This is a genomic window from Acidovorax sp. (assembly GCF_027492855.1).
Lineage (GTDB): Bacteria > Pseudomonadota > Gammaproteobacteria > Burkholderiales > Burkholderiaceae_C > Acidovorax.
This window is the reverse complement of the sequence record NZ_JAPUDY010000108.1, coordinates 18,785-34,060: the sequence shown is the minus strand read 5'-3', so window position 1 is coordinate 34,060 and position 15,276 is coordinate 18,785. Positions and strand designations below refer to the sequence as shown.

Genomic DNA, 15,276 nt, shown 5'->3' with positions numbered 1-15,276 from the left:
CATGGTGCAACGCCTGATTCACAATTTCACGGACTACTGGCTGCCGCTGGCGCGCCGTCTGTTCTCGCGCAAGGTAGTGCTGGCCTCGGCCATTTTGCTGGCGCTGGTGGTCGCGGTGGCCACCGTGTTCCCCTGGGTGTCGGATGCTGACCCCAATGCCATCTCCATCAGCGAGCGGCTGAACGCGCCCTCGGCCGCGCACTGGGCGGGCACCGACGAGCTGGGGCGCGACGTGATGCTGCGCATCGTGCACGGCGCGCGCTATTCGTTACTGATCGGCGGGCTCACCGCAGCGGGGGCCGTGCTGTTCGGCACGCTGCTGGGCATGTTCGCGGGCTTCTTCCGGCGCCTCGATGCGCCGCTGATGCGCGTGGTGGACGCGATGATGTCCTTCCCCGACATCCTGCTGGGCATTGCCCTGGTGTCCATCCTGGGCGCATCGCTGTGGAACGTGATGCTGGCGCTGGTCATCGTCTACACGCCGCGCGTGGCGCGGGTGGTGCGGGCCAGCACCCTGGTGCTGCGAGAGCTGCTGTTCGTGGATGCAGCGCGGGCGCTGGGCGTGCGCACGCCGCTCATTCTGCTCAGGCACATCCTGCCCAACCTGGTCTCGCCCATCCTGGTGCAGGTGACCTTTATCTTCGCCTACGCCATCCTGGCTGAGGCAGGCCTGTCCTTCCTGGGCGTGGGCGTGCCGCCGGACATCCCCACCTGGGGCACCATGATCGCGGGCAGCCTGGAATCAGCCGACCGCGCGTTCTGGACGATTCTCTACCCAGGCCTGGCCATCGTGTTCACCGCCCTGTCGCTGCAGATGCTGGGCGACGGCGTGCGCGACCTGCTCGACCCCAAGCTCAAGAAGGCCACATGAGCTTTCTCCATCCCACGCAAGCGCCCGCCCCTGGTGAGCGCATTACGAAGGTACCTACCCCATGAACACCCCCACGGCCGCTCCGCGCCTCGAAGTGCAGGGCCTGTCCACCTCGTTCGCCACCGACGCCGGCCGCATCCAGAGCGTGGCCGATGTGTCCTTTGCCATCCACCCGGGCCAGACGCTGGCGCTGGTCGGTGAATCGGGCTCGGGCAAGTCCGTCACCAGCCTCACGCTGATGGGCCTGCACGCCAAGACCTCGCAGGCCCAGGTCAGCGGCCAGGCCTGGTTCACCCGGCGCGACGGCCGGCGCGTGGACCTGCTGACCCTGCCCGAAGCCGAGCGCCGGGCGCTGCGCGGCAACGAGATCGCGATGATTTTCCAAGAGCCCATGACCAGCCTGAACCCAGTGCTGACCGTGGGCGAGCAGATTGCCGAATCGGTGCGCCTGCACCTCAAGCTCGACCGCAAGGCCGCCCTGGCCCATGCCCAGCGCATGCTGGAGCTGGTGGAGATTCCGGCCGCGAAACAGCGTGTGCACGAGTACCCCCACCAGCTATCGGGCGGCATGCGCCAGCGCGTGATGATCGCGCTGGCCATGGCCTGCAACCCCACGCTGCTGATCGCCGACGAGCCGACCACGGCGCTGGACGTGACCATCCAGGCGCAAATCCTGGCGCTCATGGGCCGACTGCAGAAGGAGACGGGCATGAGCATGCTGTTCGTGACCCACAACCTGGGTGTGGTGGCGCAATACGCCGACGCGGTGGCGGTGATGTACGCAGGCCGCATCGTCGAGTCGGCCCCTGTGAACGATCTGTTTGCGCAGCCTGAGCACCCCTACACACGTGGCCTGCTGGCCTGCCTGCCCGGCGTGGCCAGACGCCATGCAGTCGCGGTGGTCGGGCAGCGCCCGCGCCTGGTGGCCATACCGGGTCAGGTGTCGAGCCCGCTCGCACCGCCGCCGGGCTGCGCCTTCGCGCCACGCTGCGAGCGCCGCATCGCGGCCTGCGACGCACTCATGCCAGCCTTGTCCGCACAAGACATCGCAGGCGCAAACCGCCGGGTGCGCTGCATCCGCGTGGACCAGGAGACATACAAAGAGGTGGCCGCATGAGCGCCGTTGCCAACGAGGCCCTTATCGAGGTGCGCGGCCTGCGCAAGTATTTCGGCAGCGGCGCGCACCCGGTGCGCGCGGTGGATGACGTGAGCTTTGCCATTCGGCGCGGCGAGACGCTGGGCCTGGTGGGAGAGTCGGGCTCGGGCAAGAGCACCATCGGTCGGCTGCTGACCCGCCTGGTGGACCCGACGGCAGGTCAGATGCTGTATCACGGCGACGGCGCAGAGACCCAGGATCTGGCGAGCATGGGCCAGGGCCAGTTCCGCCCTCTGCGCTCGAAGATTCAGATCATCTTCCAGGACCCGTATGCCAGCCTGAACCCGCGCATGCGCATCCGCGAGGTGCTGGGCGAGGCGCTCGACACACACAAGCAGGCACGTGGCGCGGAACGCCTGCCGCGCATCCACGAGCTGCTCACGCAGGTGGGCCTGCGACCCGAGCATGCAGACCGTTTCCCCCACGAGTTCTCGGGCGGGCAGCGCCAGCGCATCGGCATTGCACGCGCGCTGGCTGTTCAGCCGAACTTCATCGTGGCGGACGAGCCGCTGTCGGCGCTGGACGTATCGATACAGGCGCAGGTGGTGAACCTGCTGGGCGACCTCAAGGAGCAGCTGGGCCTGACCTTGCTGTTCATCTCGCACGACCTGGACGTGGTGGAGTACCTGTGCGACCGCGTGGTGGTGCTGTACCTGGGCCGCGTGATGGAGATCGCGCCCACCAGCGCGTTGTATGCACAGCCGGCCCACCCCTACACCCGCGCCCTGCTGGCGGCCGCGCCGATCCCCGACCCGGCGCAGCGGCGTACCATCCCCCTGCTGCAGGGCGACCTGCCCAGCCCCGCCAATCCGCCGTCCGGCTGCGTGTTCCGCACGCGCTGCCCCCACGCAATCGTCGAATGTGCCAGCACCGACATGGCCTTGCGCCCCGTGGGCACCGAGCACTGGAAGGCCTGCTGGCGCGACGACATCTGACCGGCTCTGCCCCGCTGCGCCCCACCAACACGACGAGACGACATGACAGACACCACCGCTGACTTCACCCTGGACGCCACCAGCAAGAGTTTCCCCATCGCGGCTGCGCCCTGCCGCGCGAGCGAGATCCGCGCGCGCGGCTGGAATGTACTGGCCGACGACTTGGCGTTCCCCCTCGCAGTACTCAGCCGCACGGCGCTGGTGCACAACCTGGCCTGGATGCAGGATTTTGCAGAGCGCAAGGGCATCGCCCTGGCGCCACACGGCAAGACCACCATGTCGCCCCAGCTCTTCGCGCAGCAGCTGGCCAGCGGCGCCTGGGGCCTGACCTTCGCCACGGCTTTCCAGATTGCTGTGGGGGTGGAGGCCGGTGCGCGCCGCGTCATCATCGCCAACCAGGTGGTCTGCGATGCCGACCTGGACGCGCTCGATGCACTATTGGCGCGCCATGCGGATCTCACGGTGTGGTTCCTCGTCGATTCGCTGGCGCAGCTTGCGCTGGTCGAGGACTGGAAACAACGCCGGGGCTGCGCCCGTGTGTTCAACGTGCTGCTGGAGATGGGCATACCCGGCCAGCGCACCGGCTGCCGCACGCTGGACGAGGCGCTGGCCCTGGCGCGAGCCCTGGCAGCCTCGAAGGCCGTGCAGTTCGATGGCATCGAATGCTATGAAGGCGGCGTGGCCCGCTGCGACAACGAGCACGACGCCCGCGAGGTCACCGCACTGGTGCGCCGCGTGAAGGACGTCGCACGTGCTTGCGATGGGGAGCATCTGTTCGCTCGGGACCGCATCCTGCTCACGGCGGGCGGCTCGGCCGTGTTCGACCTGGTAGTGCCGCTGCTGCAGGCCCAGGGCCTGTCGCGCCCCGTGGAGGGTGTGCTGCGTTCGGGCTGCTACGTGACGCACGACCACGGCAACTACGCTCGCTTTCTCAAGAACGTGGAACAACGCGAAGGGCTCGACGCCTCGCTGCGCCCGGCCCTCACGGTCTGGGCCATGGTGCAGTCTGTGCCGGAACCAGGCCTGGCCCTGCTCACCTGCGGACGCCGCGATATTTCCTACGACCTGGAGATGCCTATCCCCGTACAGCTGGCGCGGCGAGGCGAGCGCGTGGCGGCGGCTGCCCCTGTCGGCTGGAGCGTGAGCGCACTGAACGACCAGCACGCCTACCTGCGCTTCGACGCTGCGGCAGGCGAAGGCAATGCACCGCGCGTTGGGGACCGCGTGGCGCTCGGTATTTCCCACCCCTGCACCACCTTCGACAAATGGCGCTGGATGCCACTGGTGGAAGACGATGGTGCCGTCACGGGCGCCATCAGTACCCGGTTCTGACACAGGAGACGACACATGACCAACAGCCTGCCGCCCTCCCTGCCCCCGAGCACCGCACCCAGCTTGCTGCAGCAACTGCGCGAACGGCAAGGCACGCTGCCCGAGGCTCAGCGCAGCGTAGTGCGCGCGGTGCTTGATGACCCGCGCGCCGCCGTGGCAGCCACGGTGGAACAACTGGCCCAGCAAGCCGGTGTCTCCATGCCCACTATCGTGCGCACCTGTCGCAGCTTCGGCTACGACTCGGTGCGCGAGTTCATGCTCGCGCTGGCGCAGGACCTGGCCGTCTCGGGCTCCCATCTGCACCGCAGCGTGCTGGCCGACGACACGGCCCAGGATGTCTCCAGCAAGATCATCCATGCGGCCGTTTCCTCACTGACCGAGCTGGGCCGTCGCATCGACGTGGACGTGATCGACCAGGTGGCCGCCAAGCTCGCCAAGGCGCAACGTATCGATTGCTATTCGGTCGGCTCGGCATCGACTTTCACTGCCAGTGAACTCCAGAGCAGACTGTTCCGCCTGGGCCTCACTGCCAATGCAATCTTCGACGCGCACCAGCAACTGGTCTCGGCCAGCACCCTTGGCCCCGAGGGCGTGGCCTTCGTGATCTCGCATGTGGGGCGCATGCCTTACACGTTGGAAGCGGCCCGGTTCGCGCGGTCGCAAGGCGCCACTGTGGTGGCCCTGACCCAGCCGGGCACGCCGCTGGCCGATATGGCCGATCTGGTGCTGGCGGTTTCGGTGCCGCAAGACGCTGTGATGCGCGTCGGCACCGAAGCCTACCTGGCCCACTTGGTGGTGATCGAGATTCTGATGGTGCGCCTGGCCCAACAACTCGGACCGGTGGCCACGCGCGGACTGCTGCAATTCAAGCAACTCCTGCATCAGCACGGGTTCGACAGTGCCGAATATTCAGGCGCCTTGGACCACGGGCCCGGTTTGCCCAAACCGGGCCAGAAAGAGCATTGATGAAACAACAACAGCCCGCAACGCTGCTGAAGAACGGAACGATCATCGATGGCACGGACCGCCCCGGATGGACAGGCGACCTGCTTCTGGCGGGCGACCGCATCGTGGCGCTGGCCGCTCCCGGCACCATCGACCCCGCGCTGCTCGCCGGAATGGCAATGGAAAGCATCGACTGCACGGGCCGCGTGATCGCACCCGGTTTCATCGACGTCCACACACATGACGACGCCGCCGCTATCGATGCGCCCGACATGTTGCCCAAGCTCTCGCAAGGCGTGACCACGGTGATCGTGGGCAACTGTGGTATCTCGCTGGCGCCCATGGTGACTGACGCTCCAGCCGCGCCGCTGTCCCTGCTGGGCAAACGCCAGTTCCGCCACGCCAGCATGGCCGACTACGCCCAGGCCGTGGACGCAGCGCAGCCCGGTGTGAATGTAGCAGCGCTGCTGGGCCACACGGCTTTGCGCATGCGCCAACTGCCCGAGCTGGGCCGCGCGGCCACGGCCGACGAGCGCGCAGCCATGGCGGCTGATATGCAGGAGGCCATGGATGCGGGCGCACTGGGCCTGTCGTCTGGCGTGTTCTACAAGGAGGCCTACGCGGCGGACCTTATCGAGCTGACCGAACTGGCCAGCGTGGCGGCCCGCAATGGCGGCGTGTACGCCACCCACATCCGTGACGAGCTCGCCGGTATCTTGCCCGCGCTTCAGGAGGCGGCGCTCACAGCCCGGCAGGCCGGCCTGCCGTTGGTACTCTCACACCACAAATGCGCTGGCGCCTCTAACTGGGGTCGGACGCGCGAGACACTACCGTTGATCGAATCACTGGCCCAGGGCCAGCCCATCGGCCTCGACGTGTACCCCTACACCGCAGGCTCGACGGTGCTGCGCACCGACCTGGTGGACGGTGTGATCGACATCCTGATCACTGGCAGCCAGCCCCACCCCGAGATGGTGGGCCGTTATCTCAAAGACATTGCTAGGGAATGGAACGTGACCGAGCAGGCTGCGTGTGACCGGCTGCAGCCCGGCGGCGCCTGCTACTTCCAGATGCGCGAAGACGATGTGGAGCGCGTCATTGCGCATCCGCTGGCCATGATCGGCTCAGACGGACTACCCCATGACGAGCGCCCGCACCCGCGCCTTTGGGGCGCCTTCCCGCGCGTTCTGGCGTGCTACTGGCGCGAGAAGGGTCTGCTGCGGCTGGAGGAAGCCATTCACAAAATGACCGGTCTGTCCGCCCAGCGTTTTCGCATCGGCGAGCGCGGGCGGCTGGAAGTTGGCTACATGGCGGATGTGGTGGTGTTCGACCCGACACGCGTGCGCGACACCGCGAGCTACGAAAAACCCGTGCAGTTCAGCGAAGGCATCGAACAAGTCTGGGTCAATGGTGTGCTGAGCTACACCGCCGCCGACCGCGCGACCGGAGCGCGCGCCGGACGCTTCATCCGCAGGCAGACCCAGGTCTAAACAAAGCGTCCGCGACGCCTATCGAAGACCTGCCAGGGGGATATCTCTGGATGGTCACGGCTTGACCCCGAAAGCCATGACCCACACACCGCATGCCTCCATGCTGAATGGCATGGGCTGGCGGAGACTCATCGGCCCACAAGGCATGAATCATGGCGCCACCGTCCTCGTGATGATGGCTGGCAGCGTGGTACGGAAACCTCAAGCAGTAGCCAGAGCAAGTCCATAGTCTGCACAAACAAAAACGCCCACTATTGAGTGGGCGTTTGCTGCAAGCGTATACCGCTACATATTGGTTGCGCGAGAAGGATTTGAACCTCCGACCTTTGGGTTATGAGCCCAACGAGCTACCAGACTGCTCCATCGCGCGGTAAGAAATAAATTATACCCTATTATTCAGCTGCTGCCGAATTATTTTCGGTTTCTGCAGCACGATCGACCAATTCGACCAATGCCATGGGCGCGTTGTCGCCCACGCGGAAGCCCATCTTCAGGATGCGGGTGTAACCACCAGGACGCACCTTGAAACGAGGCCCCAGGTCGTTGAACAACTTGGTCACGCTGTCACGGTCGCGCAGGCGGTTGAAAGCCAGGCGGCGGTTGGCCACGGAGTCTTCCTTGGCCAGAGTGATCATGGGCTCGATCACGCGGCGCAGTTCCTTGGCCTTGGGAACCGTGGTCTTGATGACTTCGTGCTCGATGAGCGAGTTCATCATGTTTTGCAGCATCGCGAGGCGGTGCGAGCTGGTGCGATTGAGTTTGCGAAGGCCGTGTCCGTGACGCATGGTGCTTTCTTTCTACTGTCTATGTAATTAAATCAGGCAGCCGTGTCAGGTACTGCCCGAGGCACTGTTCCTCTGACGGAACAAGACTCCCCTGAGGAGAGTCAAAAAATGAGATCCCTTTTCAGAGAGCTCATGATTATAGCTTAGCGCTTGTCCAAACCGGCTGGTGGCCAGTTTTCGAGCTTCATACCCAGCGTGAGACCACGCGAGGCAAGCACTTCCTTGATTTCGTTGAGCGACTTGCGGCCCAGGTTAGGCGTCTTGAGCAGCTCGTTCTCGGTGCGCTGGATCAGGTCACCGATGTAGTAGATGTTCTCGGCCTTCAGGCAGTTGGCGGAACGCACGGTCAACTCCAGCTCGTCCACAGGACGCAGCAGAATCGGGTCGAACGTTGCATTGCCACGTGGACCTGCAGGTGCGTCAAACGCAGCCAGCTCGCCACCTTCCAGCTGTGCGAACACAGCCAGTTGTTCCACCAAGATCTTGGCGGATGCGCGCACTGCGTCTTCCGCCGTGATGGCACCATTGGTCTCAATCTCGACAACCAGCTTGTCCAGGTCGGTACGCTGCTCCACACGGGCGCTTTCCACGGTGTAGCTCACGCGCTTCACGGGGGAGAACGAGGCGTCCAGCACGATGCGGCCGATCGACTTGGTCGATTCGTCGGCATAGCGGCGCAGGTTGCCTGGCACATAGCCACGGCCCTTTTCCACCTTGATCTGCATGTCCAACTTGCCGCCTTGCGACAGATTGGCAATCACATGGTCAGGGTTGACGATTTCCACGTCGTGGGGCGTCTGGATGTCGCGCGCGGTCACCACGCCTTCACCATCCTTGCGCAGGCTCAACGTGACTTCGTCGCGGTTGTGCAGCTTAAAGACTACGCCCTTCAAGTTCAGGAGAATGTTGACCACATCTTCTTGAACGCCGTCAATGGACGAGTACTCGTGCAGAACGCCTGCAATGGTGACTTCCGTCGCTGCGTAACCCACCATGGACGAGAGCAGGACGCGCCGGATGGCATTGCCCAGCGTGTGGCCATAGCCACGCTCGAACGGCTCCAGCGCGACCTTGGCACGGTTGTGGCCAAGCTGCTCGACATTGATCGCCTTGGGTTTCAGCAAATTGGTTTGCATTCAGACTTCCTCTCAATACCCCCAGCTCGTTACACCGGTAAGGCTGGTGAAGCGCCTAAACCGCGATGCCTCGCGGTTCAGGGACGGTTTTCTCGAAATACTCTTCTATACCGAGCGATTAGCGCGAGTACAACTCAACGATCAAGGATTCGTTGATGTCAGCACCGAACTCATCGCGGTCTGGCACCTTCTTGAAGATGCCTTCGGCCTTGTCGGCGTTCACGTCGACCCATGCAGGCATGCCCACTTGAGCTGCCAATTGCAGGGCTTCCACGATACGGGCTTGCTTCTTGGACTTTTCACGCACGGCCACCACGTCACCCGTCTTCACGAGGTACGAAGCGATGTTCACGGACTTACCGTTCACCGTGATCGCCTTGTGCGACACCAGTTGACGCGCTTCAGCGCGGGTCGAACCGAAGCCCATGCGATACACCACGTTGTCGAGACGGGATTCGAGCAGGAACAGCAGGTTTGCGCCGGTGTTGCCCTTCTTGCCTTCGGCGGCTTCGAAGTAGCGGCGGAATTGCTTTTCGAGCACGCCGTACATGCGCTTGACCTTCTGCTTTTCACGCAGTTGCAGACCGTAGTCAGAGGTACGGGCACCCGAGGTGCGGCCGTGCTGACCAGGCTTGGAGTCGAACTTGGACTTGTCTGCGATCGAGCGACGTGCGCTCTTCAGGAACAGGTCCGTGCCTTCACGGCGGGAGAGTTTGGCCTTGGGGCCGAGGTAACGTGCCACTTGAGCTTCCTTTTTGTCATCTACCGCAAACCATTGCGGGAGCCGCCTGAGGCGCTTTCGCGTTCACAGGCGGCGGTGGGCTTAGAGAGATTAGATACGACGACGCTTTTGAGGGCGGCAGCCGTTGTGTGGCACCGGGGTCACGTCGGAGATTGACGTGATGCGGATGCCCAGTGCGCCCAGAGCGCGCACCGACGATTCACGGCCAGGACCAGGGCCCTTGATTTCGACGTCAAGGTTCTTGATACCTTGATCGATGGCAGCGCGACCGGCCACTTCCGAAGCCACCTGGGCTGCGAAGGGAGTGGACTTGCGCGAGCCCTTGAAACCTTGGCCACCGGACGAAGCCCAGGACAAGGCGTTGCCTTGGCGGTCGGTGATCGTGATGATGGTGTTGTTGAACGAGGCGTGCACGTGTGCAATACCGTCCGAAACGTTCTTCCGGACTTTCTTGCGAACGCGCTGTGCCGCGTTATTGGCAGGAGACTTGGCCATGATGATCTTTCAATCTTTATTTCTTCAGTGCAGCTGCACCCTTGCGCGGACCCTTGCGAGTGCGTGCATTGGTACGGGTGCGCTGACCACGCATTGGCAGACCGCGGCGATGGCGGAAGCCCCGATAGCAGCCGATGTCCATCAAACGCTTGATGTTCATCGTGGTTTCGCGGCGCAGGTCACCTTCAATGGTGAACTGCTCGATTTGCTCGCGAATTTTTTCCAGATCGCCATCCGTCAGATCTTTGATCTTCTTGGAGTAAGCGATACCAGTTGCTTCGCAAATCTTGCGAGCGCGGGTGCGACCAATGCCAAAAATGGCGGTCAAACCGATTTCCGCGTGCTTGTGCGGCGGAATGTTAATGCCAGCGATACGTGCCATATGCGTCCTCTAATACTTTCCAATCAACCTTGGCGCTGCTTGTGACGCAGATCCGTGCAGATCACGCGCACCACACCCTTGCGGCGGATGATCTTGCAGTTGCGGCAGATTTTTTTGACCGAAGCCGAAACTCTCATTGCATTCTCCTAAAACTTTTCCATCCGTCCCGGCTGCTTCGCACGGAACACAATTTGTGCCCGCGAAAAATCGTGGGGCGCCAACTCAATCGATATCCAGTCTTTGCAAGCGGCACCGCATTGCGGCCACCGCTTTCCGTTATTCATCAACCGCCCGCGTTGCCTTTAAAGTTGGCTTTCTTGAGCAGTGATTCATACTGTTGCGACATCATGTAGTTCTGAACCTGGGCCATGAAGTCCATGGTCACCACCACGATGATCAGCAGCGAGGTCCCACCGAAGTAGAACGGAACGTTGTACTTCAAGATCAGGAATTCTGGCAGCAAGCACACGAAGGTGATGTACACAGCGCCTGCCAAAGTCAGGCGAACCAGGATCTTGTCGATGTAACGTGCGGTCTGTTCACCTGGGCGAATGCCCGGAATGAACGCACCACTCTTCTTCAGGTTATCTGCAGTTTCACGGCTGTTGAACACCAGGGCCGTGTAAAAGAAGCAGAAGAAGATGATCGCTGCGGCGTAGAACATCACATAAATGGGCTGACCAGGGGTCAGAGCACCAGAGATGTCCTTCAGCCAACGCATCGATTCACCCGCGCTGAACCAGTTCACCACCGTTGCAGGCAACAGGATGATCGACGAGGCAAAGATCGGAGGAATCACGCCAGCCATGTTCAGTTTCAGGGGCAAGTGCGACGACTGACCGCCGTACACCTTATTCCCGACCTGCCGGCGAGCGTAGTTCACCAAAATCTTCCGCTGACCACGCTCCACGAACACCACGAAGTAAGTCACCAGACCGACCACGAGGACGATGAAGATGGCAGCCAGGATGCTCATGGCGCCGGTACGAACCAACTCCAGCAACCCACCAATCGAACTTGGCAAACCAGCAGCGATACCCGCGAAAATGAGAATCGAGATACCGTTGCCCAAACCACGTTCGGTGATCTGCTCACCCAACCACATCAGGAACATCGTTCCGGCTGTCAGGCTGACTACGGCCGTCATGCGGAACCCAAAACCGGGGCTCAACACCAGGCCAGCAGAGCTTTCCAACGCGACCGCAATACCCAACGACTGGAACAGGGCCAGGCCCAACGTCCCATAGCGGGTGTATTGGGTGATCTTCCTGCGCCCGGCTTCGCCTTCCTTCTTCAACTGCTCGAACGTGGGAACCACGTAGGTCATCAGCTGCATGATGATCGAAGCCGAGATGTACGGCATGATCCCCAGAGCGAAAACCGTGAAGCGCGAAAGCGCACCACCCGAAAACATGTTGAACAGGTTCAGGATCCCGCCTTGCTGGCCGCTGAACAACTGCTGGAGTTGGGCTGGATCGATACCGGGCACGGGAATATGCGCCCCGATGCGATACACGACCAGCGCAAGCAACAGAAAAACCAGTCGACGACGCAGGTCGCCGAACTTGCCGGTCTTTGCAATTTGAGCCGCGCTAGTAGCCACAGATGCCTTCCTTCAGAACCACACTCAGGCGACGCTGCCGCCAACAGCTTCAATCGCTGCCTTGGCACCAGCCGTAGCGCCCACACCATTGAGCTTGACAGCCTTGGTCAGGGAACCGCTCTTGATGACCTTGACCACCTTGGCCAGTTCACCAATCACGCCAGCTTGCTTGAGCGCCAGAACGTCGACTTCGGCCAGACCGAGTTGATCGAGAGCCGTCAGCGTCACTTCTGCATTGAACTTGAGCAGGTGCGACTTGAAGCCGCGCTTGGGCAAGCGACGTTGCAGAGGCATTTGACCGCCTTCGAAGCCGACCTTGTGGTAGCCACCGGAGCGGGACTTCTGACCCTTGTGACCACGGCCAGCGGTCTTGCCCAGGCCAGAGCCGATACCACGGCCTACGCGGCGCTTGGCATGCTTGGCGCCGTCTGCGGGCTTGATGCTATTGAGTTCCATGATCTATCTCTCAGAGGACTTTGACCAGATAGCTGATCTTGTTAATCATGCCGCGCACTTCGGGCGTGTCCTGCAGCTCGCTCACGCTATTGAGCTTGCGCAGACCCAGGCCGCGAACGGTGGCGCGGTGCGATTCCTTGGTGCCAATCGGGCTGCGCACCAGTTGAATCTTGACGGTTTGTTGCGTAGTCATAGTCAACTTCCAATCAGGCGAAGATGTCTTCAACCGCTTTGCCACGCTTGGCAGCCACTTGCGAAGGCGTCGTGGAATTCACCAGAGCGTCGAAAGTAGCGCGAACCATGTTGTACGGGTTGGAAGAACCATGGCTCTTGGCCACGATGTCGGTCACGCCCAGCACTTCAAAGACTGCACGCATAGGACCGCCAGCGATGATACCGGTACCCTTGGGAGCGGGAGCCATCATCACAACAGCAGCGCCATGGTGGCCCGTGACGTTGTGGTGGATGGTGCCGTTCTTCAGCGAAACCTTGACCATGTTGCGACGGGCTTCTTCCATTGCCTTCTGCACCGCAGCAGGCACTTCCTTGGACTTGCCCTTGCCCATGCCAACGCGGCCGTCACCGTCGCCAACCACCGTCAGAGCGGCGAAACCGAGAATACGGCCACCCTTCACGACTTTGGTCACGCGGTTGACCGCGATCATTTTTTCGCGCAGACCGTCGTCCTGACCTTCGCTCTGCACTTTGGGTTGAAATTTAGCCATTTTTTATTCCGCTCCGCTTAGAACTGCAAGCCAGCTTCACGGGCTGCGTCGGCCAGGGCCTTAACGCGACCGTGGTAGGCAAAGCCTGCGCGATCAAATGCAACCTTCTCGACGCCCGCTGCCTTCGCCTTTTCAGCGATGCGCTTGCCGATGATCTGGGCTGCAGCGGCATTGCCACCCTTGCCCGAGCCGCCGAGCGACTTGCGCACGTCGGCTTCTGCCGTCGATGCACTTGCCAGCACCTTGCTGCCGTCGCCGGAGATCACACTGGCGTAGATATGGAGGTTCGTACGGTTCACGGTGAGACGGGCCACGCCTTGCTGTGCAATGCGGATGCGGGTCTGGCGCGAACGACGAAGACGCTGCTCTTTCTTGGTCAACATGTTGCAGCTCCTTATTTCTTCTTGGTCTCTTTGATCGTGATCTTTTCGTCCGAATAACGGATGCCCTTGCCCTTGTAAGGCTCGGGAGGACGAACGGCACGAATCTCGGCAGCGATCTGACCGACGCGCTGGCGATCGGCACCCTTGATCACCACTTCCGTGGGTGTAGGGGTGGCAACCGTGATGCCGGCGGGCATTTCGATGTTGACCGGGTGCGAATAGCCGACAGCGAGGTTCAGCTTGGCGCCAGAGGCCGCAGCCTTGTAACCCACACCAACCAGGCTCAGCTTCTTTTCAAAGCCCTTGCTGACACCGACCACCATGTTGTTGACCAACTGGCGAATCGTGCCGCTCATGGCGTTTGCTTCGCGGGACTCATTGGCAGGCTCAAAGCTGAGCTTGCCGTCGTTGCTCGACACCTTCACCAGCACGTTTTGTGCAAGCGACAGGGTGCCACCAGAACCCTTGACGGAGATCTGGTCTTGTTTCACGGACACATCCACACCTGCGGGGATGGTCACGGGCATTTTTCCTACTCGGGACATTTCAGTTTCTCCTCAATGCCGCGGGTTAGGCCACATAGCAGAGCACTTCGCCACCGACACCGGTAGCACGCGCCTTGCGATCGGTCATCACGCCCTTGGGCGTCGTGACAATTGCCACACCCAGACCGTTCATGACTTGTGGAATGGAATCACGGCCTTTGTAGACACGCAGACCAGGGCGGCTGACGCGCTCGATGCGCTCAATCACGGGGCGGCCTGCGTAGTACTTCAGGGCAATTTCGAGTTCCGACTTGCCAGCTTCGGTTTTCACCTGGAAGCCGTCGATATAACCTTCGTCCTTCAGCACCTGGGCGATGGCGATCTTCACTTTGGAAGAAGGCACCAGAACCGTGGCCTTGGAGACCATCTGTGCATTACGGATGCGGGTCAGCAAGTCAGCGATGGGATCACTCATGCTCATGTTTAATCTCTCCTGCCTGCTTACCAGCTGGCCTTGGTGACACCGGGGATGTCGCCTGCAAAAGCCAGTTCGCGGATCTTGGCGCGAGCCAGACCGAATTGACGGAAGGTGCCACGTGGACGACCGGTGATTTCGCAACGGTTGCGCTGGCGCGTGGGATTGGCATTGCGAGGAAGCTTCTGCAGGCCGAGACGGGCCGCATCACGCTCTTCATCACTACGCTTGGCATCGCCAGCGATTGCCTTCAGTTCCGCATATTTCGTTGCGTACTTGGCTGCCAGTTTTTCGCGCTTCAGTTCGCGCTGGATCAAAGCTACTTTAGCCATGCTTCGCCTCAGTTCTTGAACGGGAAACGGAAACCAGCGAGAAGCGCCTTGGCTTCTTCGTCGGAGCTGGCCGTCGTGGTGATGCTGATATTGAGACCGCGCAAGGCGTCAACCTTGTCGTACTCGATTTCAGGGAAAATGATCTGTTCCTTGACGCCGATGTTGTAGTTGCCACGGCCGTCGAAAGCACGACCGGAGATACCACGGAAGTCACGGACGCGGGGCAGTGCCACGGTCACGAAACGGTCCAGGAACTCATACATCTGCACGCCGCGCAGCGTGACCATGCAACCGATGGCCTGGCCTTCGCGGATCTTGAAACCGGCGATAGCCTTCTTGGCCTTGGTCACCACAGGCTTCTGACCAGCGATCTTGGTCAGATCAGCCACAGCGTTGTCCATCACCTTCTTGTCCGAGACTGCTTCGCTCACGCCCATGTTCAGCGTGATCTTGGTCAGACGAGGAACCTGCATCGGCGAGGTGTAACCGAACTGCTTGATCAGCTCGGGGGCGATCTTGTCGCGGTAAATTTCTTGGAGTCGTGCCAT

Annotated in this window: 21 protein-coding genes and 1 tRNA gene; 6 read left to right on the top strand and 16 right to left on the bottom strand. The window is 61.8% G+C overall.

Features of this window, described 5'->3' with window-relative positions:
- Position 1 precedes the first annotated feature (1 nt).
- From Q0105_RS21015 to Q0105_RS20990, 6 genes are all read left to right on the top strand, one after another.
- Positions 2–871 carry an ABC transporter permease gene (locus Q0105_RS21015; protein WP_298214770.1) on the top strand — a complete coding sequence of 290 codons (870 nt, stop codon included), beginning with the start codon at positions 2–4 and terminating at the stop codon, positions 869–871.
- A gap of 61 nt (positions 872–932) precedes the next feature.
- Positions 933–1,988 (top strand): ABC transporter ATP-binding protein, encoded by a 1,056-nt coding sequence (locus tag Q0105_RS21010; protein ID WP_298214768.1) that lies wholly within the window; start codon positions 933–935, stop codon positions 1,986–1,988.
- A complete protein-coding gene (locus Q0105_RS21005; RefSeq protein ID WP_298214766.1) occupies positions 1,985–2,962 on the top strand; it encodes an oligopeptide/dipeptide ABC transporter ATP-binding protein in 978 nt (325 codons plus the stop codon). Before Q0105_RS21010 ends, Q0105_RS21005 begins: the two co-directional genes overlap by 4 nt.
- 42 nt (positions 2,963–3,004) lie before the next feature.
- A complete protein-coding gene (locus Q0105_RS21000) occupies positions 3,005–4,294 on the top strand; it encodes an amino acid deaminase (protein WP_298214764.1) in 1,290 nt (429 codons plus the stop codon).
- A 15-nt stretch (positions 4,295–4,309) separates the two neighbouring features.
- Positions 4,310–5,260 (top strand): MurR/RpiR family transcriptional regulator, encoded by a 951-nt coding sequence (locus Q0105_RS20995; protein ID WP_298214762.1) that lies wholly within the window; start codon positions 4,310–4,312, stop codon positions 5,258–5,260.
- The gene (locus Q0105_RS20990) at positions 5,260–6,729 is read left to right on the top strand and encodes a D-aminoacylase (RefSeq protein ID WP_298214760.1); all 1,470 of its coding nucleotides are present in this window, start codon (positions 5,260–5,262) and stop codon (positions 6,727–6,729) included. The genes Q0105_RS20995 and Q0105_RS20990 overlap by 1 nt, the downstream gene beginning before the upstream one ends.
- 293 nt (positions 6,730–7,022) lie before the next feature.
- Here Q0105_RS20990 and Q0105_RS20985 read toward each other — a convergent pair.
- From Q0105_RS20985 to rplE, 16 genes are all read right to left on the bottom strand, one after another.
- A tRNA-Met gene (locus tag Q0105_RS20985) sits at positions 7,023–7,099 on the bottom strand.
- 22 nt (positions 7,100–7,121) lie between these two features.
- Entirely contained in the window at positions 7,122–7,514 is a 393-nt protein-coding gene (rplQ, locus tag Q0105_RS20980) for a 50S ribosomal protein L17 (RefSeq protein ID WP_008906513.1), read from the bottom strand.
- 143 nt (positions 7,515–7,657) lie between these two features.
- Complete coding sequence (gene rpoA / locus Q0105_RS20975; protein WP_100408937.1) at positions 7,658–8,650, bottom strand: DNA-directed RNA polymerase subunit alpha; 993 nt, start codon at positions 8,648–8,650, stop codon at positions 7,658–7,660.
- A 118-nt stretch (positions 8,651–8,768) separates the two neighbouring features.
- Positions 8,769–9,392, bottom strand: a complete 624-nt coding sequence (gene rpsD, locus Q0105_RS20970) for a 30S ribosomal protein S4 (RefSeq protein WP_298214755.1) — start codon at positions 9,390–9,392, stop codon at positions 8,769–8,771.
- A gap of 90 nt (positions 9,393–9,482) precedes the next feature.
- Positions 9,483–9,887, bottom strand: coding sequence for a 30S ribosomal protein S11 (gene rpsK / locus Q0105_RS20965; protein ID WP_005793662.1), 405 nt, complete (start codon positions 9,885–9,887; stop codon positions 9,483–9,485).
- Between the two features lie 16 nt (positions 9,888–9,903).
- The gene (gene rpsM, locus Q0105_RS20960) at positions 9,904–10,269 is read right to left on the bottom strand and encodes a 30S ribosomal protein S13 (protein WP_008906516.1); all 366 of its coding nucleotides are present in this window, start codon (positions 10,267–10,269) and stop codon (positions 9,904–9,906) included.
- A gap of 23 nt (positions 10,270–10,292) precedes the next feature.
- Positions 10,293–10,406 (bottom strand): 50S ribosomal protein L36, encoded by a 114-nt coding sequence (gene rpmJ, locus Q0105_RS20955; RefSeq protein WP_005793651.1) that lies wholly within the window; start codon positions 10,404–10,406, stop codon positions 10,293–10,295.
- 146 nt (positions 10,407–10,552) lie between these two features.
- Positions 10,553–11,872: a preprotein translocase subunit SecY gene (gene secY / locus Q0105_RS20950; protein WP_055395679.1), complete on the bottom strand. Its 1,320-nt coding sequence runs from the start codon at positions 11,870–11,872 to the stop codon at positions 10,553–10,555.
- A 24-nt stretch (positions 11,873–11,896) separates the two neighbouring features.
- Positions 11,897–12,328, bottom strand: a complete 432-nt coding sequence (gene rplO / locus Q0105_RS20945; protein WP_298214748.1) for a 50S ribosomal protein L15 — start codon at positions 12,326–12,328, stop codon at positions 11,897–11,899.
- A gap of 10 nt (positions 12,329–12,338) precedes the next feature.
- Positions 12,339–12,521, bottom strand: a complete 183-nt coding sequence (rpmD, locus tag Q0105_RS20940; protein ID WP_100133813.1) for a 50S ribosomal protein L30 — start codon at positions 12,519–12,521, stop codon at positions 12,339–12,341.
- Positions 12,522–12,534: 13 nt separating this feature from the next.
- Complete coding sequence (gene rpsE / locus Q0105_RS20935; protein WP_298214745.1) at positions 12,535–13,053, bottom strand: 30S ribosomal protein S5; 519 nt, start codon at positions 13,051–13,053, stop codon at positions 12,535–12,537.
- Between the two features lie 17 nt (positions 13,054–13,070).
- A complete protein-coding gene (gene rplR, locus Q0105_RS20930; RefSeq protein ID WP_005793639.1) occupies positions 13,071–13,436 on the bottom strand; it encodes a 50S ribosomal protein L18 in 366 nt (121 codons plus the stop codon).
- A gap of 11 nt (positions 13,437–13,447) precedes the next feature.
- Positions 13,448–13,981: a 50S ribosomal protein L6 gene (rplF, locus tag Q0105_RS20925; RefSeq protein ID WP_298214743.1), complete on the bottom strand. Its 534-nt coding sequence runs from the start codon at positions 13,979–13,981 to the stop codon at positions 13,448–13,450.
- A 25-nt stretch (positions 13,982–14,006) separates the two neighbouring features.
- Positions 14,007–14,402 (bottom strand): 30S ribosomal protein S8, encoded by a 396-nt coding sequence (rpsH, locus tag Q0105_RS20920; RefSeq protein WP_005793636.1) that lies wholly within the window; start codon positions 14,400–14,402, stop codon positions 14,007–14,009.
- A 20-nt stretch (positions 14,403–14,422) separates the two neighbouring features.
- Positions 14,423–14,728: a 30S ribosomal protein S14 gene (gene rpsN, locus Q0105_RS20915; RefSeq protein WP_007861712.1), complete on the bottom strand. Its 306-nt coding sequence runs from the start codon at positions 14,726–14,728 to the stop codon at positions 14,423–14,425.
- A gap of 8 nt (positions 14,729–14,736) precedes the next feature.
- Entirely contained in the window at positions 14,737–15,276 is a 540-nt protein-coding gene (gene rplE / locus Q0105_RS20910) for a 50S ribosomal protein L5 (RefSeq protein WP_298214737.1), read from the bottom strand.